Below are 19999 nucleotides of genomic sequence, written 5' to 3'. Positions count from 1 at the left end.
GAATAGATCCGTTAAGTTATGATACGAAATAATAAATATATATATACAGGCATTACATGTATGCTTTTCAGTTTGGGATCTGTTGCCCAGACTCATAATGTAATTACTGAAACTTTCCGGGTATCAGGTAATTGCGAAATGTGTAAGGAACGGATAGAGCAGTCGGCGCTGGGGCTCAAATCTACCGCCCGTGCTACATGGAATAGTAAAACAAATCAACTCCTGGTTGAATTTGACAGCACGGTAACATCTAAAATCCTCATTCAGCAAAAAATTGCGGAGGCGGGACATGATAATGAATTGTTTAAAGCGTCTGAGGAAGTATATAAAACACTGCCTTCATGCTGTCATTACCAGAGAACAAACAAAGCTGATCCAAAGCATATATTACATAGCATATCTGGCGTAATACTTGAAGAAACAGTTAAAGGAAAAATTTATCCGGTAGCAGGCGCTACCGTAAAGAATCTTCATTCGGGGGAGCGCTTTATTACCGACAGCACCGGTGTGTTTCAATTTCAATCTACAGTTCCTGCACCTGTAATTATAAGCTACACGGAATTGACACCGGATACCATAACCATAACAAATACAGATTTCATTACGCTTACATTAAAGAATGCGGCATCCGTTAACCTGAAGGGCGTAACAATAACATCAAGAAAAGCGCCTGCCTACCTAACATTGCGTAATGTGTATAATACTGTAAACCTTGGCGCTGCTGAATTATCAAAAGCAGCCTGCTGTAACCTCTCTGAAAGTTTTGAAACCAGCCCTTCCGTTGACGTAAGCTATTCAGATGCGGTTACCGGCATAAAGCAAATACAATTACTGGGACTGTCGGGCATTTATACCCAGTTACTTACCGAAAATGTACCGGAATTAAAAGGTCTTCCGGGTAGCTATGGGCTTACCTTTATCCCTGGTCCCTGGATTGAAAGCATACAAATAACCAAGGGAGTGGGCTCCGTGGTAAATGGTTATGAAAGCATTGCAGGACAAATAAATGTTGAAGAGAAAAAACCAGACGATGCCGGGCGCTTACTGGTAAATAGTTATGTTAACAGTATGGGGCGGGTTGAAGGCAATATTAATTTTACACAAAGGTTAAATGACAAATGGAGCACTGCGCTGTTGAGCCATACCGACGCTGTTGTATGGAGGCATGATGGAAATCATGATGGGTTTGTTGATATGCCTGGAGGACGGCAGTTCAATATTATTAACCGGTGGAAGTATATGAATAATGAAGGATGGGTTGGTCAGTTTGCTGTAAAAGCGCTGAACGATAAAAGATATGCAGGACAGCGCGGTTCGCATCACAGTGCTGATGTACCCGGCGATCACTACAACGTGGATATGAATACGGAACAATACGCCATAACCGGGAAACTGGGTTATGTGTTCCCGCAGCATAAATATAAAAGCATAGGATTCGTTTTTTCCGGCAACATTTACAATAATGAATCTGTATATGGAATAAATACCTATACAGGTAATCAGAAAAACATTTATGCCAACTTTATTTATCAGTCCATCATTGGCACAACCGCACACAAATACAGAACGGGGGTAAGCTTCAGCAATGAAAATTATCGTGAAATATATACCGCTGATCACACCGGTCATACGGATGAGCCGGGTGAACCCGGGCATGATCATGGGGAACCCGGCACATCAGGTGAAACATTCCTGTACACCCGTAATGAAATAATACCGGGAGCCTTTTTTGAATACACTTATACCACACCATTTAACCTGTCTGTAATTGCCGGATTACGTGCAGATCATCACAATTACTTTGGATGGATTACCACTCCAAGACTTAACTTAAAATATGATTTTACAGAAAAAACCAACGTTCGTATTTCTGCAGGATCGGGTTTCCGAATGGCCAATATTTTTTCGGAGAATACCGCAGCATTTGTAAGCTCAAGACAATACCGGGTAATAAATCCAACGCAGAGTTTTGGTTACGGTCTTGACCCCGAAAAAGCCTGGACAGTGGGCATCAACTTTCTTCATTCCTTCAGGTTGTACGAACGTGCCGGTATTGTAAGTATAGATGCGTACAGAACAGATTTTATCAATCAAACCGTTGTTGATTTTGATGCAACCCCGCGGGAATTAAACTTCTATAATCTTGATGGAAAATCATATTCAAACAATATCCAGGTAGAATTGAATTATGAGCTGTTAAAGAAACTTGATCTGCGGCTCGCTTACAGGTGGCTTGATGTAAAAACGGATTACCAGGGAGCATTGCAGGAAAAGCCACTCATATCTAAGCATAGGGCCTTTATAAATTTTGAGTATAAAATTTCAGATAAATGGAAATTCGATTATACCACACAGTGGTATGGCAGAAAACGGATACCCTATACGGCTTCAAATCCCGAAGGTTTACGCCTTAGTGATTATTCGCCTGCTTTCATTCAAATGATGGCCCAGGTAACCAGGAAATTCGGTAAAAAATGGGAGATATATACCGGTGGCGAAAATTTAACCGGTTACAGGCAAAAGATGCTGATCCTTGATGCGGAAAATCCTTTCGGTAAATATTTCGATGCTTCCTTGGTTTGGGGGCCGGTAGCTGGCAGGATGGTTTATGCGGGCGCAAAATTTACATTATAAACCAACGGATTAATTGTTATACTGGTTTAGCCCTGTCATCGGATATTCAGGTATGATAGCTAATGCAGGCGATGGAAAGCAATTGTTTGGACATTCCTGGTTTAAATGACGCCTGTATCCTTTTAAAAAAAATAAAAATAAATTAGTCTATAATATTTGTAGACTAATATAAATAATATAGTTTTGCATTTAATTATGAAGCGTAGTAACCATATTGACTATTCCATGTCACGATGTCCTTTGTGGCTGATGTCCACTTTAGCTTTATAGCTATGCCTTTTATCCCCGTAAGTGATGATGTTTAATTGATTTTTATCACGTTTGAATCATGTTTATTACTACAATTCGTTGTAGTAATACTAACCATGTTTTAAGTTATTTTCATTACTTCGGCGACAATCCTTAAGGGTTATGGTTTATGTAAAGATTCAGAAAATTTATTGTAATGAGGTTAAAAAAAATTTTGGTATTTAATTATAGTCTACTAATTTTGTGGACTAATAGAATTTGTAGAATGAATTGTTGTTACCGCCTGTTTATTTAATGATAGCAATCCGTTTTTCAAAAGATTTTTTTCGCCTGATGATAAATATGTTCCACTGATAAAACATTGAATTAAAATTTTTAACTACTGCAATATGAGTTTTCTTTTTAGGGTGTGTATAAAAAAAATATGGTTATTTACAGGTCTCTTTCTTTGTTTTTCAGTGCTGCAGGCACAAAACCATATTGTTGAAGGTTATATTATAGACAGCAAAACGAATGAACCGGTAATTAGTGCAGTTATAAGTGAAAAAGGAACCGATAACAAGGTTTTAAGTGATACAAAAGGTTTTTTTTCACTTCAGTCAGTAAAGGCTTTCCCTGTAACGCTGGTAATAACTTCTGTTGGTTATAAACCAGGTGAAGAAGCATTACGCTCGGTAAATAATCCTGTTACCATTTCTTTATCTCAGCATATCAATGAATTGAATGAAGTGGTTGTTGTAGGATATGGTACACAGCGGCGTAAAGACCTTACTGGAGCTGTGACCTCAGTTTCGAAGAAAATTTTAGAATATAATGTATCTCCTACCATTGATGGTTTGCTTGGAGGAGCCGTAGCGGGCTTAAACGTAACACAGGGATCCGGACAGCCTGGTGCACCGTCAACCATTCGCATCAGGGGAGGGAACTCTGTAAATGCGAGTAATAATCCTTTATTTGTAATTGACGGATTCCTGTATTTCAGTGATAATGCTTCAACAAAAGTTGGTTTAGGAGGAATTGAAGGTGAGCTTAATCCGCTTTCCTTTCTCAATCCTTCCGATATAGAATCCATCGAGGTGCTGAAGGATGTGTCGGCAACGGCTATTTATGGTTCACGCGGATCCAATGGCGTTATACTGATCACTACCAGGAAGGGTAAGAAAGGCGGAAGTTTAATTGACTATCAATATTCTTTTGGAGCAGCCAATTCAGCCAAACAACTGGATCTGCTCAATGCAACACAATGGGCCCGCTTGCAGAAAGATTATTTCCTTAACAAACCCGGCTATAGCGACCAGGAGATTGCACAACTGGGCCAGGGATACAACTGGCAAAAGGCAGTGTTGCAAACAGGTACCACGCAGAACCATGCGCTTTCCATTAGCGGCGGTGATGAAAAATCGCAGTATTTTCTTTCCGGTAATTATTTAAACCAGGAGGGTGTAGTGCTTAACTCCGGCTTCAAGCGATTTGTTGGCCGGGCAAATTATGATCGTACTTTATTGCCCGGGTTGAAAATAGGTGTAAACCTCACAGGTAGTAAAAGCACCCAAAATACGCTCACTACTTTTGAAGCTGTAAATTATAACAGCTCTCCCTATTCTGCAGGTATTACCAATTCGCTGACGTACGCTTTGTATATGCCGCCGGTATTGCCATTTTATAATGCCAGCGGCGGATATAACCTCAATAATCCTTTTGAATACGCGTATTTAAGAGAAGGAGATACTACCGCAAATCCAATAGCCGACCTTTTAAAAAGTACGGCGCAAACCGAATACTCCTCTATATTGGGAAACGTGTATGCCCAGTATAAATCGGAGGGCGGCATTACTGCAAAAGTTAGTGTTGGCAGTAATTTAGGGTATACCACCCAGCATTATTTTTCACCTTCCTATACGGCTCTCGGACTTGAACCGCAGGGTGTGGGAGGTATTGGTAATAAAAAGACCGAGATCCTTTTGTCTGAATTTACTTTGTCGTATGCAAAACGGATAAACGATAAGCACACTTTTGATGCGCTGGCAGGATATACTTTTCAGCATACCAGGAACAACTTTATTACAACCCTGAGCTCAAGCTTTACAAACGAAGACCTGGGTGTGAATAATTTACAGGATGGTAAGCCATATGGCAGCAGGCCGATCTTTAGCGGGGCAACACAGAGTAGGCTGCATTCATTATTGGGAAGAGTAAATTACTCGTTGTTAGACAGGTATCATCTGACGGCCAATTTCAGAAGTGATTACTCCACCAGGTTTGCCAAAAATCACAAATGGGGAATATTTCCTTCTTTAGGCCTGGCATGGAATATCAATGAAGAATCCTTCCTGAAGGATTTCCAACAGCTCAGTAATTTAAAATTACGGTTGAGCGCAGGCCAGGTAGGTAACCAGGAAATTGGTGATTATGAGTATCTGCAGCTTTTGGAAGCAGTGTATTATGGAGGTAATGTGGCATATAGTGTAGGCAACAACGGAAATGAAAACCTGAAATGGGAAACAACAGCCCAGTATAATATTGGGGTAGATGCCGGTTTCCTGAATAACCGGATTTCTGCTACCGTTGATGTGTATCATAAAAAAACTTCAGACCTGCTCATACGCATTCCCCCGAATCTCGGGCAGAGTAATGAACAATTAGTTAACGTAGGTAATCTTGAAAACAAGGGCGTGGAACTGTCGGTAAATGCTTTGGTTATAGATAAGAAACGTATTCAATGGTCCGTAGCCGCCAATGTTGCCCATAATACAAATAAGATTACCCGCCTGTACAATAACCTGACGGAGAGAATACTGGGAGTGGAGATTTTGCGTGTTGGCGAACCTTTAGGCTCATTTTACGGACAGGTATTTGACGGCATAATTCAAAAGGGAGAGGATGTTTCTAAATTACCTACCAGTCCATCCTATACTATACCGCAACCCGGAGATCCTAAATTGAGAGATGTGAACAGGGATGGCCATATTGACCAAAACGATCGCGTGGTTTTGGGCAGTAAACAGCCAAATCTGATATATGGTTTTTCTTCATCGGTAAATGCATACGGTTTTGATTTGTTTGTTTTGTTGCAGGGAACAAGCGGCAATAGCGTATACAACCAGTTACGCCGCTACTTAGAAAGACCCAATGATGCGTATAATGCTTCATCTGCATTGCTGAACGCATGGACAGAGGCCAATCCTTCTAATACAGTACCGCGGATTACCAGTGCTCCTTTTTCATCGGAGCTGGATAGCCGGTACGTGGAAGATGCTTCCTTTCTCCGGATCAGAACGATAACGCTGGGGTACACTGTTGATAAGGCGTGGTTAGCTTCCCGTAAGCTGCCGTCATTGCGGGTTCGTTTATTTGCCACTGCGCAAAATCCTGTAACCCTTACAAGGTATAAGGGCTACAACCCGGAAGTAGCAACAGGTATTGATCTGGGAACCTATCCGATGCCCCGCACGTTCTTGTTTGGTGTAAATATTTCATACTAGAAAAATACATTTATTAATTGCTTAAATATTAGAAAATATGACAAAATCCCTTAAACAGTTAGCTATTACAGCTATTGCAGTTGGTTCTTTGGCAGGCTACTCCTGCAAAAAGGATACAACAGGAGGAAATCCTCCGGACGTAATTACAGGAGAATCAGTTTGGAAAACCGACCAGGAAGCATTGGCAACAGCCAATGCTGCTTTCCCGCCCTGGCAAAGATTGAGCTCTTCGTTTTCATTTCTTTTGGAATCTACCAGTGAGCATACAATCAGTTTTGAAGGTGCTGATGATGCAGACGGACCATTGGTGAGCCAGCTAAAGACAGATGTCAATAACTGGTATCCTACAAAAATCTTCAATTATCTGTATGTGAGTATAGGTGAAGCCAACAGAACGATAGGTAAAGCCGACTCCAGCAGTGCCGGTAATAATTTGAGCCAGTCCAGTATAGACCTGGCAAGAGCGAGGGCAAAATTCATCCGTGCACAGGGTTATGCTTATCTTGTAAATCTTTGGGGTGAGGTACCGCTCATATTAACTTCAACTCCGTCTTCGGCCGAACAAACATCCCGTAAGTCTATTGATGAAGTGTACACACAAATCGTAAAAGATTTTACAGAAGCTGAAGCTGCCTTGCCGGGATACGATGTGATCCGTTCTAACCCAAGCAAAGGCGCTGCCAATGCGCTTTTGGCAAGAGCATACCTGGCATGGGCAAGTAAGCCGCTATCACAAACTGAAGTGGCTGCCATCGCAGGCGGTAAGTCAGACCCCGCAGCCGCTGCCTGGGACGCAGCCAAACTGCAGAAAGCCGTTGAGTATGCCGATAAAGTGATCAATAGCGGTAACTACAGGCTGGAAGATAATTTTGAAAGTAATTTCGGTGTGCCCGCTGAAAACAAATCGCCTGAACATATTTTCACCATTCATCATGATGGAGACGGCCTGGGTGATGCACAGGGCAATCACCAAACGCACTGCCCGTTCACTTTCCGTTTTGATCTTTATCAGGATAACCATATCGGCCCGGCTGATGTTTCATTAGTTAACCGTTTCCCGGATAATGATAAACGTAAGCATTATTCACTTTTCACAAAATTGTATAACCAGGATGAACCGGTTGCATCACCTGCAACAAAAGCAACGGACTATAAAGAATATGACTATATATTCCCGGTTACTTCACCACGTATTGGCAAGTTTGTGCACCGTAATGCAAAACTCACGGATGTTGCCCCGGGTTCAGAAGCGGCCCAGCCCAATAATATGAACCGCATTGAAATCCGCTATGCCGAAGTTTTGCTGATCAAAGCCGAAGCACTGCTTCAATTAGGTAAAGCAACTGAAGCAGCACAGGTAATTAATCAATTAAGGCGCAGAGCGGGGGTAAGTGAATACAGTACAATTACACAGGATCACCTGGAAAAAGAGTGGTATCTCGAGCTGTATTTTGAGCAAAGACATTGGTCTAACCTGGTACGTTGGAGAAAATTGGTTAATACCATACTTACAGATGTACCGGAATTCGAGTACTACAAGGATGATTACAGTTCTGTAGAATCTATTGCTGCTAAGTTTGGTCCTGAAAGTGATGGTACCGCGGGAAGTGTTAAAACAAATTACCCGTTTTTCGCGAAAGTGCATAAGCATCTCCGTTCAAAAACACAAAATATTAGCGGCAAGTTCTATCGTTTCCCTATTCCGAAAGGATTGTCGGGCAACGATTTGGGAATTGCCCAGAACCCGGGATACTAATATTGCTTTTGCATCAACGTTTTAAGCGCACAAAAATATCACCTGTTCCGGCGCTGCCCGGCAGGTGATGTTTTTCGCTTTTTTCCCCCTATGAAAAGCTCATAAATGATTGGGCTGATAACCGGGATTTATCCCACCAAATTATTTTAACATGCAAAACAAAAAATCATTATGGAATTTACTGCTTGCGGGGGCATTGCTGCTTTTATTTTCATCATGCAGTAAGGAAAAGGAAAAACCGGCAGCTCCAACAATAGAGGTGGTTCACCTGGGAATTCATGAGGCGGAGGAAGATGGCATTTTTTATTTAGGCGAGGAAGGACATTTTGAAGTTAATATCAAGGTGCCCGGGCGAATAAAAAAAATTGAGCTGGAGATATACCAGGAAAGTGGCTATGGAATATTTAGCCTTAGCAAGGTATACGAAGGAGATTATGTGGGCAGGAAAGAAGTACCCGGATTTCAGGATTACCCTGTAATTCCCGAAGGAGAGGCTATCGGGGCCTATAGTTTCCATCTTAAAGTTACGGATCAGGAAGGCCAGGTAGCTGCTCTGGATGAAAATATAACCGTTAAAGCCGGAGATGGCAGCGGTGAGCATGAACATGAGCACTAGGATTCATTATCTGCCACGAATTATATGGGAAGATGTATATGCTCAATAATTTCTGTGTTCGATAAATGTAAATGAAAAAAGAGAAATGCTGTAGGTCGTGTTCCAATTTTGCAGGATGATGATAGCTGGTATATGATTATAAATAAGTTGAGAATAATTTAAAATGAAAAGATATCTCCTGTTTTGTTTTGCGTATCTGTCAGTTGCAATTGTCTCCGGTCAAACACAACTGCCATCTGTGCCATTAAATACGTTGAAAGGCGAAACCATAAATTCACACGCTTTGCTTAATGACGGTGTGCCGGTGGTAATATCATTCTGGTCAACAATATGTAAGCCTTGCATCGAAGAGTTGAATGCCTTTAGAGATCAATGGACGACATGGCAGGAAGAAGTAAGTTTCAAAATAGTTGCGGTTTCTACAGATGATGCAAGATCTGTGTCGAGGGTTCGTACGTTTGCTGCTGCACGCGAATGGCCATTCACCGTATTAATAGACAAAAATCAGGATTTTAAGCGGGCCCTGAATGTCAATTCCATTCCTCAGTTATATATTATTACCCCTAAAGGAAATATTGTTTATTCACATATTGGATATACCCCGGGCAGTGAATCAAAGGTACTGGAAGTTTTAAAAGGGCTGTAAATGAAGCGGAACAGGATCTGTATCAGTATATGCTTACATGTTATCATCTTTTTGATAATCTCCAAATCTATGTACGCCCAAAGCAATTTATCGGGGAGTTTTGAAACCAATACGATTTATTATTTAAATGATAGTAAACCCGGCATTATTGCTCCGGATGATAAGCTCGGATCTAATAATTATTTTAAGGTAGACTATCAATATAAAAAATTCAGGGCAGGCCTACAGTATGAGGCGTATTTGCCGGTATTGCAGGGATTGCCAACCACCTTACGGAATAGCGGGCTGGTATTTAAATATGCATCTTTTCAGGATAGTAACCTGGCGGTTACAGCCGGTGACTTTTATGATCAGTTTGGCAACGGGCTTATTTTCAGGGCGTATGAAGAAAGGGCTATTGGTCTTAATACATCTGTAGAAGGAGTGAGGCTCGCCTATTCATTTCGTGATCTTTTTCATGTAAAAGGAATCCTGGGCCGCCCCAGGGAATTTATGGATAAAGCTGAATCAAATATCAAAGGTGCAAGCCTGTCTGTTGATCTGGCTTCATTGTTTAAGCTTGAGCATTCCGTTGCCGGTGCGGCAATAAATGTTATCAATCGTTATGTAAGTTATGCGGGGCAGGAGCCTGTTAATCCTAATGTGCAGGCGTATTCGTTCAATGTAAACTGGGATGTTGAAGCATTCAGTTTTCAGGGAGAGTATGCATATAAGTCGAAGGATAACAGTGTATATTCAAACAATAAAAATAAAAATGGCAGCGCGTTGCTGCTCGAAATAGGTTATAATACAACGGGGTTTGGAAGTTTGCTATCACTGCGCCGGTTGGAGTATATGCAATTTGGCACTACACGCGGAATAGCAGGAGTTGGCAGGGACCTGAATTATTTGCCTGCCCTTACGAAACAGCATGGCTATTCGCTTGCTATGCTGAATCCGCATAATACGATGGGCAATGAAGAAACAGGAGGGCAGCTGGATATTCAATATCGCTTAAAAAGTGGAAGCCTATTAGGTGGAAAATATGGAACGCAGTTGTCATTCAATGCATCCACCTATTATAATCTGAAAGGAGATGCTGTTCACGGGTATGATTTTCTCGGCACTGGTAATACAAAATACTTCCAGGATATTAATATTGATATAGAGAAAAAGATCAGTGCTACATTGCTCACACACCTGTTCTATTCCGGCCAGGTATTTAATCCTGTTGTTATTGGTAAAGAAAATACGTTGTATGCTTCTCATGTAGCTGCAGGTGACCTGCTCTGGAAATCAGCGCCCGGAAGGTCTTTTCGTTTTGAGCTGCAGCATCTCTGGAGCAGGGATTATTTGAAGAATTGGGGCGCAGCACTCGTTGAGTTCTCAGCTTCTCCTGCCTTTACATGTTTTATTGGAGATATGTATAATTACGGCGATACAGGGGTTCATTATTACAGGCTCGGCGGAAGCTATACTTTTTCGCGTACAAGAATTGCGCTGAATTATGGCAGGAACCGGGAAGGACTTATTTGTGCCGGAGGAGTTTGCCTGTACATGCCTGCGTATACAGGGTTAAACCTTGCTGTAACATCATCATTTTAATTCCTGATACTATGAAGCATATCGTTAAAATATTTTCCTTTTGTGTTTTTGCCCTTGCAATTAACGCCTGTACAAAAGGAAGCGGCCCGGATGGTGATAACAACCAGGGCGGTTCCGACACTTCATCATTTACTAAAAATGTACTGATCATGGAGTTCGTTTCTTTCGATTGTGTATACTGTCCGAAAGTGTCTGACCTTATAGCAGCAGCATCTGAAACAAAATATCCCGGAAGGATTGATCTGATAAGTGTGCATGGCCGGTTGGATGAGAATGATCCTATGGAATTCAGCGGCTATAAACAGTTTCAAAACTATTTTTATGGTGTAACCGGGTATCCCGGTGTTATCATTGACCAGCGTGATGACCTGGTTACGGTAGGCGAATTTGATGCAACGTCCGGTTCTTTCATAGAGCGGGCAAAAGCAACGGCTAAGATAGGAATTGCGCTTGGCACTGCTGTTACGGGAGATAATACGGTTAGGGTGGAAGTGCAGGTTGCCAATAGGGGAGAAGCGAGCGCCGATTATCGCCTGGCGGTTGCAGTACTGGAAAATGATATTCCTTACAGGCAGGCAGATCTCGTTGACGGAAGTTTAAAATGGATTGAAGATTACCGGCATTTTCATGTGCTCAGGGCCTATCTCACCGGAAATTACTTTGGAGATGAATTAGGTACTATCGCAAAAAACGGTGTATATGCTAAAACGTTTACTTACACCATTCCGTCTGGCTATGTAAAGGAAAACCTGTCTTTTGTTGCATACGTCATAGAAGCCAAAGGTTTTGCTCCAAGGGTTTCCGTAAACAGCCGCTCTGTTCATATTGGAAAGTCTGTTGATTTTTCAGGAAATATTAAATGAGCTATGCTATGCTGAACAAATTGAAAGACACCCGTACAGACGAACAATTTGAATGAGAAAATATATATCCATTGTTTTCCTATGACCCTATTGTACCTATGTGTTGAAGTGCAGTAGGCAGATGGTACATTCAAAACTCAGCTTATTTTACAGGCCTGATATATACTGTTGCAAATGCAGTGGGTACTTCTACTTCTATACAAACGCCGTCTTTATAAGTATAGAAATTATCTTTCCCATCGGGTAGTTTGATAGCATACTTATGTGGTCCAACCGGTTGAACGGCTACCAGTTGCCTGAAATTTTCGGAATAGATCTTTGTATGGCGGTCAGGCTCTGCGTGCATAAGGCAGCCTGTGCTGAATTCTATCCTGGAGCGCAATTCGCCGCTTTTGCCGTCCGCACCGCTAACCATATATTTATCGTTTTGCCAGGAGATACGCGATTCCGACCTTGCCTTTCCGTTAATTTTACGAACCATACTGCCCTGAGATAAAATACCGTTAATAAAAGAACTCTCTATCTTATTGTAAATGGAAATATCTACAAGTAATGATATTTTCACTTTTGATTCGGTAACATATTCCGTTACTCCATTCTTTTCCGATCTGCTGCACCGTACATGACCAACGATCTTACCATCCCTGAAAATGTTATAGTATGATTCATATACGTAATCCTTATCCCCGCCGTGATAAGCCGCCGTGAGCAAATAAAGTAATGCCACAATGCTTTTGTAAACCATAATAGATTGATAAAATATCCGGATTAAGGAAACCAGCGCTGTGCGGGCTCCTTAACCCGTGTGGAAGTTGTGCCGGGCGATAACCGTAATTCGTATTAAACCAACTGCAAAGAAAAACGCGCCCGGACTTAATGTTTTACATGTTTTTATTTGCTGAATATATCAGCGCCAAATTTTTCAGACCACGATTTAGGTGCAAGCCACGAAAGAAACACACCTAACTTTGTTTGCACCCCTGTAATACGTTCCTTTCTTTTACTGAGCAATGCTTTTACTGCTATTTTTGCCACTTCCGCTGCGCTCATATTGTACCTTTCGGCAGTTTTCCTGATCGCGCTGCTCATGCCTGCACGGTCTACAAAGCCAGTGTCGGTGCTTCCCGGGCTCACACAGCTCACGTGCACATTGGATCTGCGCAACTCATAACGCAGGCTGCGTGTAAACGAAATAATAAATGCTTTGGAAGCGGCATAGATGTTAAGATAAGGTACAGGCTGGTAACCTGCATTGCTGCCGATGTTAAGTATATACGCCTTCTCTTGCTGCCGGAGCACCGGTATAAACAGGTGGCAAAGCGCTACTACCGACTTAACATTAACATCTATAATATGCAATTGTTCGGTGAGTGAAAGCTTGTCAAATGCGCCGTTCAACCCGAATGCCGCGTTGTTCACCAGCACCTGCAGTTCGCTTTCAAAAGCAACGGTCCATTCCTTTATTTTGTATGCAGTGTCAGGCGCAGAGAGGTCTGCTGTGAGGGTATGCACCAACACTTTGCGTTCGGAAACCAATGTTGCGGCTGTATGTGCCAGACCGGCAGCATCAAGGTCAACAAGCAGCAGATCATAGCCTTTCGATGCCAGTTCAGACGCGATTGCTTTACCAATGCCCTTTGCAGCCCCGGTGATGAGTGCGTATGCCATGTCTTTTATATTTTTTCAGGTTGCTTTGCTGAAACGAGTCTGCTCCATTTCAGCCCTTTTTCTTTTACAGTGGGCCACCTGAGGCTCTCGCGGTACCGTTCCAGCCTGGGTAAGGCCAGCTTGTGATAAAAAGGCGTTGGGCTGTCTGCGTGTTTAGGCCTGTATGCGCCGGTTACAATCGGGATATACATTACCCTGCGGCGGCTTTCATCGCCGGAATATGCAGAGCGTTGAACCCTGTGCCATAGCCTGCCATCATGAACGGTGAGGTCTCCGGCTTCAATATTAAAGCCTACTTCCCGGGGATCAGGATCATTGTCTACAAAATATTTTTTTCGGAACAGCAACCGGAATAAATTTTGGGTATGCGTTCCCGTTAGTACTCTCAATCCTCCCTTCTCGAAAGGATAATCGTCCAAATGCAGGCCAACATTCAGCATGGGCATGATCCTCGATCCCAGGAATATATCCCGGGGACTGTCTGTATGCCAGCCGAGCTGCTTGTATTCGCTGTCCGGGGTATTAATGTAGTGGTTAAGCACCAGCCCGTCTTTTTCGTTTTCGCCCACCCTTCCTTCATACGGATACAGCAATGCAACCAGTGCTGCCAGGCGTTTGTCTTTAAGAAATACGCTAAGCCGGTTGCTATGCTGGGAGGTGAATGCTATACGCTGGATAAAGCGCCTTCCGTCTGTATTCTTTCCAAATTTCAGTGGTATGCCATTGATCTTTTGTATGCCTTCGGTTAATAACTCTTGTTCTACACTGCTGATCTCTTCTATAAAGGAGGCCACCGTTGCTTTATCTATAAAATTACGGAACTGTAATATGCCAAATTTGTGGAAAAAGTTTTTCTGTTCTGTTGTTAATGTATCCCCTAAATGGAACAGGGAGTTGTTTATGGTACCCATAACAATGAATTATATTTTATGATGTGATATTTAAAACCTTGTAAATGGAAGGAAAATGATTTCCGCATGGAGCGGTGTATAATTGATTATGTTGCCAGGCGGCAACAACAACGAAACCTGTGCGAAGGATAATTCATGCTGCAAATATAGGAGATTTTATTAGTCTACAAAATAAGTAGACTAATTTTATTTTTGAAGAATAATTTTTTATGAAGTTGTTGGGACGTGGAAATGTGCAATAAAAAATTATTATTCTATTAATTTGGTAGACTAATAGTATTAAAATACTTTTGGAGCATGTTTACTAAAATGCATGCTCTTTACTACAGGAAGAGACGTGGTTTATCACGTATGTGGTTCGAATCCACTCATGTCATCGAGTCATAAGGTACACCAAAGCTGTCCTGTGTCTACAGGATAGCTTTGCCTTTGTATTGTTGTCAATAAAAATGTCAAAAAATGTCAAAGCAAAAGAATACGGATGGCTTTCGGTACGGGGAGGAAGAAGATTATGCATGGCTGCCGCATGAAAAAAAAGCTGTGGCAGGTAATCCGAAAGGCAGAAATATAGCCGGTTTTCTGGCTTTTGTGATAACCTCTTTCCTGCCGTATTTTTTGCGAAAAGAACGCCCGCGTACCATTTTAAAAACATAGCCCTGTAGTTACTTTAGGTAATATTCCTTTGAAAATGATAACGCGTTATGAAATGGTGCTGTGGCCGAGTGGTTAGGCACGGCTCTGCAAAAGCCGATACATCGGTTCAAATCCGGTCAGCACCTCTTAGGCAATCCGGTAAAGAGATAATGCCCGGGAATATTTCTAAAACATTCCGTCAGAAAAGCAGACCGGTTTCATTAAGCTATCAATGATTGAAAACTCTTTTCTGCACTGTGAACATCTTAGTGAGTATAAGCTAAGCACTAAACAAAGGCCGGATACACAGAATGCATCCGGTTTTACACTAATCCTTAGCGGGTACAGGAACTTGTACCGGCTGAGGCTTTAAAGACTGAATGTTTCAGTATGATCTCTCTCATCGTTTTGTTGTAAAAGCGATTTAGCTATTCCTGGTTGGTAGAGAGTGGTTTTACTAACTCCCCGAGATGCCTTCTTAACAGGAAAAAACATATCAGTGAAAACAACGCCATGTTAGACGCTAAGGCCGCGTTATGCTGCTGTTCTTGGTACCCGGCAAAAACTGTCAGGAACATAATAGTGATACTCATCAATAGCATGAAGGTTAGTAATGAAGGTACCAGTAGGAAAGCGATTCGGTGCCCCTTTAACAATAATATAGCTATTATTATAAAAGATGGCAAAACAACAGATATATCCAGTACATGCACAGGGTTCGTGAATAATGCTGTTTTGTCCAGTGAGTCGGGTTGGCCTCCCGCTATAATTGCAGGAACTATTTCAAAAAGCCACAACACCATAAAGAAGGAACCCACCATAATAAAATAAACTGCAATTATTTTTGATGAAAACGTTGGGCGAAACAGGGTAGGGGAGTTGAGTTGGAGTATGCGGCTGGAATACCAGAGCAATGAATATACAGAGATTCCCAAGACGCCGCAATACAACAAAAAAAAGCTGTTGAAATGGACGTTAAAGGCATAGATGATAAATGTATACAACAGATACAAATGAAATCCACCCCAAATATAAAAAGCTTTTGCCTTGTTCCGGAAAACGCACACAGTACATATGACCAGTGCAGGCGCAACCAATACGCTGTTTATAAGGTCTTGTCCGATAGCTTGAATTTGCCAGTTGCGGGATTCCAGCTTGTACACTGATGGCTCCAGCAGGCTTTGTATTGCAGCAGTAAGAATCATCGCTGCCTGCAGGAAAGACAACGACAAAAAGATATTATCTTGTTTTGTACGTAAGTCGATTGTATTGCTATACATACTTTGTATTTTTTTAGTTAAAAGAACCGGGATAATAATTAACAGAATAATCGGGGCCGAAAAACCGGAACCTGTTCCAACGAGTACAAAACTCATCAGAAAGAAGATAGCGCCGGAGCACCCGCCGATGTGAAATATCGGGCCGAGGGTGGAGCTTATTGCATTCCAGGCCTGGCATATAAATCATTTTCAAGACCTTTCATTGTTTTAAGTATTGTTTGTGGTGATGACCGCTGAACTGGATTATCTCAGAACGCTTATGTTCATCTACGTCAATAGCAGGCTAGTAATGTTTAATCAGCACGGCACCCCCATATTGTGCAAGCATTCCATTCTCTGGCGGGGCGATAATGCACGGTTTCTATCAGTTCCTGTATCTGCGGTTGTAATATTGGATTCATAAAAAATGATTTAGAGACCGAAGCTACTTTTAATCATTTGTGCAGAGGTTGATGGCTGTCACAAAAATTGTTGATTGTCCTCACTGCTTTGGGTATAGGAATTGCCTGTATTTGAGCAGGTTCCCGGGAAATTTAACGCAATGTCCTAAGAGCACCCCGAGCTGATTACCATGAGATGATATAAATAATTCCTCATTTTTATCCGGCGTTCAAAATTGACACATCAACAACCGCTGACCAATGTCATTGTTTTCGTTGATTATCGCTACTTGTTCCGGGAAATGACTTGCATATTTTTACTGTATAAACAATTTCTTAATATCAAAAGCAAATAATTATGAACACACGAACATTGGCAAAAAGAAGGGAAAGAATGCCCTCCCTATCCGGGGATTTTTTTAACAAATCCTTGCTGGACCTGTTTGACGATGGTTTTTCATCAAGGGTAATGAATGTGCCTGCGGTAAATATAGTCGAAAGAAAAGACGATTACCTGGTATCTATGGCTGCGCCAGGACTGAAAAAGGAAGATTTTAAAATTGATGTGGAAGGCGATTTGCTTGCTGTCAGAAGTGAAAAAGAAGAAGAGAATGAAGAAAAGGATGAAAAATATACACGCCGGGAATACAGCTATTCCTCTTTTGAGCGCAGCTTTACGCTTCCTGATGAAGTAAACAAAGACAAGATTGATGCGCATTACCAGGACGGTGTTTTAAAACTTGTTTTGCCTAAAAAGGAAGAAGCAAAAAAAATGGCAATCAGTAAGCAGATTACAGTTAAATAGCCGTAAAAAATTTATATAATATTAATGACCCATCATAAAAATGGCAGGGTATTTAGTAAATTCCGGCACTCAATAGGACGGCTATTCTGAATAAATTGCTCAAGAGAGTACCTTTAAAAATCATCAGTTTTAAATCTTTTTTTTAAGCGATAAACGATTGATTATTATAGTAATTACTGGTGAAAATTCTATTTATTTTTACTGTTAATAGATTTATGAAAGAAAAAAGCCCTTTGAAAAATAAAACAGCCTGGAATCAGAATATTCCGGAAAAGGATATCAGGCAATTTCAAACTGAAATTGAAGCGTGGAAGCGGTTGCTTAATTTCAGGATGGAAGAAAATATTTTGCTGAAAAATACGATCTCAGACATTCTCAAACATAGCAATGATCAAAATTTCCTTGAAGAAATAGAGGATTTCCAGACCATGTTTATCAAGGAAGATGAATTGATCCATTCAATGAGAAGGGAGTTGAATGATGTAGAGGATTTACTTTATAACAAAATATTTGAAGATGGGAAAATGAAAAAATTATTTGATACGAAAATGGAAAACTTAAGCAAAGACATTGCTAATTCTACAAGTAGGTTTCGCATCTTAAAATCAGCCTTTAATGATTTTCAGCATAATATATCCAACAAACGTGAGAATTAGCAACTGTAAAATCTAAAAAGGTGGAGAAAGGCTGCAACTGTGCAATTAACCGCACCATGATAATTGCTAAACTAATAATGATTCCTGAAACAAGTGCCCGACTGACTATTTTGTGGATTAAAAAAAATAAACTGCAGGTATTATGAGTGTACTCCGGGACCATATTGAGTAAAAAAAGATACAGGGCATGGTCCATTTTCAAAAGTGAGATGGGGGAGATGAAAAATTGCTGGAGCAGCCATCAGGGAAGCAGCAGAAGCCGGGTTTAAAGTGAGGAGAAATTTATTGGGTAGTGTTTAGTTCTTTGTGTAAATAGATATTAAGTAACTGTATTCGAGAGTTAACCACCGGGCAGGTGAAGCGAAGTGAGGCGGAACGTAGCGGAGCCGAACGAAGCGAACCTGCCCGGGTTGCGGCCGGCGCTTTGCCCCGGATTTTTTAACTTTAAATACAGTTTATGGAACAGGACAACAAACTACCTAAAGATTTCTTCAAACAGTTTACAAGCAAAGAAGACTTCAATTCATTTTTTAACGACCTCTATAAGCAGGGTGTCGAACAAATGTTGCAGGCTGAACTTGATAGCCACCTCGGTTATGAGAAGCATGCAAAAGACGGCAATAACAGTGGCAACAGCCGTAATGGCACCTATCCTAAAAAAGTAAAACCCCAATCTCTGGGCGACATGGTGCTCAACATTCCCAGGGATCGTAACAGCGAGTTTGAGCCGCAGCTTATACCCAAAGGTCAGCGCATGAGCGACAAACTCGAAGAGTCCATTATCGGCATGTATAGCCGGGGAATGACCACTTCAGATATTGTTGAACAAGTAAAGCAGGTGTATGGTGTTGATGTGAGCGAAGGAACTATTTCCAATGTCACCAATCGTATCATCGAACACATCAAAGAATGGCAGCAGCGACCACTGGACGCGGTGTATTATACTGTTTGGATGGACGGCATTGTGCTGAAGGTAAAGCAGAATGGCAAATATATCAACAAGTGTATTTACCTGGTTATTGGTCTGAAAAACGATGGGTTAAAAGAAGTGCTGGGTATGTGGATGGCTGAAACAGAGTCCGCTTCTTTCTGGATGAGCGTGCTCACCGATTTAAAAGCCCGGGGCGTGGAAGATATCCTGATCGCCTGCACCGATAACCTTAAAGGCTTTACAGACGCCATCAAAGGGGTATTCCCTGATACCGTAACCCAGCTCTGTGTGGTGCACCAAATCCGCAACTCCTGTAAGTATGTGGTATGGAAGGACCGGAAACCCTTCTGCGCTGATTTAAAGGACGTTTACGGGGCTCTAAACCGGGATGCGGCAGAAGCAGCACTGGGAAGACTTTCCGAAAAATGGGGGCATAAATACCGCCATGCCATCGAGTCCTGGCGCAACAACTGGGACTGCCTTACCAGCTATTTTGATTTCCATTGGAAATCCGGAAAATCATTTATACCACCAATACCATCGAAAACCTGAACCGGGGTATCCGAAAGTATACAAAAACAAAAGTACAGTTCCCCGATGATCAGGCGGCCCTAAAGGCTGTTTATATGGCTATTACTAATATCGAAAAAAAATGGACTATGCCCATACAAAATTGGGGGTTCATACTCCATCAGTTCTTAACTATCTTTGACAACAGATGCCGCCTCTAAATGCAGTTGCTTAATCTGTTTACACAATTTATTTTACACTCTCATTTATTGCCTTAACAGATGATTGATATCAAAGCAATTCTATGTCTTTTGTTAAGACATTTCATCAATATCCATTATGTGTCGTTCCCAGTTCTTCTATATAACTTTCCATCAGGTAAAGATATTTCTTTG

14 protein-coding genes, 1 tRNA gene and 1 pseudogene are annotated in these 19999 nt (G+C 41.6%); 12 read left to right on the top strand and 4 right to left on the bottom strand.

The genetic code is table 11. The features are described from left to right. Window positions 1-60: 60 nt before the first annotated feature. From PLE34_RS12540 to PLE34_RS12510, 7 genes are all read left to right on the top strand, one after another. Complete coding sequence (locus PLE34_RS12540) at window positions 61-2634, top strand: TonB-dependent receptor domain-containing protein (RefSeq protein WP_324557498.1); 2574 nt, start codon at window positions 61-63, stop codon at window positions 2632-2634. Between the two features lie 638 nt (window positions 2635-3272). Beyond that, complete coding sequence (locus tag PLE34_RS12535) at window positions 3273-6365, top strand: SusC/RagA family TonB-linked outer membrane protein (protein WP_324557495.1); 3093 nt, start codon at window positions 3273-3275, stop codon at window positions 6363-6365. 37 nt (window positions 6366-6402) lie between these two features. Then, window positions 6403-8121 carry a RagB/SusD family nutrient uptake outer membrane protein gene (locus PLE34_RS12530; protein ID WP_324557492.1) on the top strand — a complete coding sequence of 573 codons (1719 nt, stop codon included), beginning with the start codon at window positions 6403-6405 and terminating at the stop codon, window positions 8119-8121. A 151-nt stretch (window positions 8122-8272) separates the two neighbouring features. Then, complete coding sequence (locus PLE34_RS12525; protein WP_324557489.1) at window positions 8273-8737, top strand: DUF4625 domain-containing protein; 465 nt, start codon at window positions 8273-8275, stop codon at window positions 8735-8737. Between the two features lie 163 nt (window positions 8738-8900). Continuing rightward, on the top strand, window positions 8901-9383 hold the full coding sequence (locus PLE34_RS12520; RefSeq protein ID WP_324557486.1) for a TlpA family protein disulfide reductase: 483 nt from the start codon (window positions 8901-8903) through the stop codon (window positions 9381-9383). Continuing rightward, complete coding sequence (locus PLE34_RS12515; RefSeq protein WP_324557484.1) at window positions 9384-10967, top strand: DUF6029 family protein; 1584 nt, start codon at window positions 9384-9386, stop codon at window positions 10965-10967. 11 nt (window positions 10968-10978) lie between these two features. Beyond that, on the top strand, window positions 10979-11830 hold the full coding sequence (locus PLE34_RS12510; RefSeq protein ID WP_324557482.1) for an Omp28-related outer membrane protein: 852 nt from the start codon (window positions 10979-10981) through the stop codon (window positions 11828-11830). A 142-nt stretch (window positions 11831-11972) separates the two neighbouring features. On the opposite strand, the gene PLE34_RS12505 is transcribed toward PLE34_RS12510, so the two are convergent. From PLE34_RS12505 to PLE34_RS12495, 3 genes are all read right to left on the bottom strand, one after another. After that, window positions 11973-12575 (bottom strand): DUF6134 family protein, encoded by a 603-nt coding sequence (locus PLE34_RS12505; RefSeq protein WP_324557480.1) that lies wholly within the window; start codon window positions 12573-12575, stop codon window positions 11973-11975. A gap of 146 nt (window positions 12576-12721) precedes the next feature. Continuing rightward, entirely contained in the window at window positions 12722-13498 is a 777-nt protein-coding gene (locus PLE34_RS12500; protein ID WP_324557479.1) for an SDR family NAD(P)-dependent oxidoreductase, read from the bottom strand. Window positions 13499-13503: 5 nt separating this feature from the next. Then, window positions 13504-14409, bottom strand: a complete 906-nt coding sequence (locus PLE34_RS12495; protein ID WP_324557477.1) for a phytanoyl-CoA dioxygenase family protein — start codon at window positions 14407-14409, stop codon at window positions 13504-13506. A 459-nt stretch (window positions 14410-14868) separates the two neighbouring features. On the opposite strand from PLE34_RS12495, the gene PLE34_RS12490 reads away from it, so the two are divergent. Both PLE34_RS12490 and PLE34_RS12485 read left to right on the top strand, forming a co-directional pair. Continuing rightward, a complete protein-coding gene (locus tag PLE34_RS12490; RefSeq protein WP_324557475.1) occupies window positions 14869-15063 on the top strand; it encodes a hypothetical protein in 195 nt (64 codons plus the stop codon). A gap of 54 nt (window positions 15064-15117) precedes the next feature. Beyond that, a tRNA-Cys gene (locus tag PLE34_RS12485) sits at window positions 15118-15188 on the top strand. A 282-nt stretch (window positions 15189-15470) separates the two neighbouring features. Here the strand turns inward: PLE34_RS12485 and PLE34_RS12480 are convergent. Continuing rightward, window positions 15471-16418, bottom strand: coding sequence for a hypothetical protein (locus PLE34_RS12480; RefSeq protein ID WP_324557472.1), 948 nt, complete (start codon window positions 16416-16418; stop codon window positions 15471-15473). Between the two features lie 642 nt (window positions 16419-17060). Here PLE34_RS12480 and PLE34_RS12475 point away from each other — a divergent pair. From PLE34_RS12475 to PLE34_RS12465, 3 genes and pseudogenes are all read left to right on the top strand, one after another. Continuing rightward, entirely contained in the window at window positions 17061-17507 is a 447-nt protein-coding gene (locus tag PLE34_RS12475; protein ID WP_324557470.1) for an Hsp20/alpha crystallin family protein, read from the top strand. A gap of 215 nt (window positions 17508-17722) precedes the next feature. Continuing rightward, on the top strand, window positions 17723-18163 hold the full coding sequence (locus tag PLE34_RS12470; RefSeq protein WP_324557468.1) for a hypothetical protein: 441 nt from the start codon (window positions 17723-17725) through the stop codon (window positions 18161-18163). Window positions 18164-18620: 457 nt separating this feature from the next. After that, window positions 18621-19825 (top strand): annotated as a pseudogene (locus PLE34_RS12465) (IS256 family transposase). Window positions 19826-19999: the final 174 nt, after the last annotated feature.

The organism is Agriterribacter sp. (genome assembly GCF_035445465.1).
Lineage (GTDB): Bacteria > Bacteroidota > Bacteroidia > Chitinophagales > Chitinophagaceae > Agriterribacter.
The sequence above is the reverse complement of the archived record's forward strand: the minus strand, read 5'-3'. Positions and strand labels throughout refer to the sequence as shown.

Bases quoted from the DNA above. Each gene is read 5' to 3' on its own strand.
- PLE34_RS12520 (WP_324557486.1), top strand. From the start codon at position 8,901: ATGAAAAGATATCTCCTGTTTTGTTTTGCGTATCTGTCAGTTGCAATT.
- PLE34_RS12475 (WP_324557470.1), top strand. From the start codon at position 17,061: ATGAACACACGAACATTGGCAAAAAGAAGGGAAAGAATGCCCTCCCTA.
- PLE34_RS12525 (WP_324557489.1), top strand. From the start codon at position 8,273: ATGCAAAACAAAAAATCATTATGGAATTTACTGCTTGCGGGGGCATTG.
- PLE34_RS12500 (WP_324557479.1), bottom strand. From the start codon at position 13,498: ATGGCATACGCACTCATCACCGGGGCTGCAAAGGGCATTGGTAAAGCA.
- PLE34_RS12540 (WP_324557498.1), top strand. From the start codon at position 61: ATGCTTTTCAGTTTGGGATCTGTTGCCCAGACTCATAATGTAATTACT.
- PLE34_RS12535 (WP_324557495.1), top strand. From the start codon at position 3,273: ATGAGTTTTCTTTTTAGGGTGTGTATAAAAAAAATATGGTTATTTACA.
- PLE34_RS12505 (WP_324557480.1), bottom strand. From the start codon at position 12,575: ATGGTTTACAAAAGCATTGTGGCATTACTTTATTTGCTCACGGCGGCT.
- PLE34_RS12470 (WP_324557468.1), top strand. From the start codon at position 17,723: ATGAAAGAAAAAAGCCCTTTGAAAAATAAAACAGCCTGGAATCAGAAT.
- PLE34_RS12495 (WP_324557477.1), bottom strand. From the start codon at position 14,409: ATGGGTACCATAAACAACTCCCTGTTCCATTTAGGGGATACATTAACA.
- PLE34_RS12490 (WP_324557475.1), top strand. From the start codon at position 14,869: ATGTCAAAGCAAAAGAATACGGATGGCTTTCGGTACGGGGAGGAAGAA.
- PLE34_RS12510 (WP_324557482.1), top strand. From the start codon at position 10,979: ATGAAGCATATCGTTAAAATATTTTCCTTTTGTGTTTTTGCCCTTGCA.
- PLE34_RS12515 (WP_324557484.1), top strand. From the start codon at position 9,384: ATGAAGCGGAACAGGATCTGTATCAGTATATGCTTACATGTTATCATC.
- PLE34_RS12530 (WP_324557492.1), top strand. From the start codon at position 6,403: ATGACAAAATCCCTTAAACAGTTAGCTATTACAGCTATTGCAGTTGGT.
- PLE34_RS12480 (WP_324557472.1), bottom strand. From the start codon at position 16,418: ATGAGTTTTGTACTCGTTGGAACAGGTTCCGGTTTTTCGGCCCCGATT.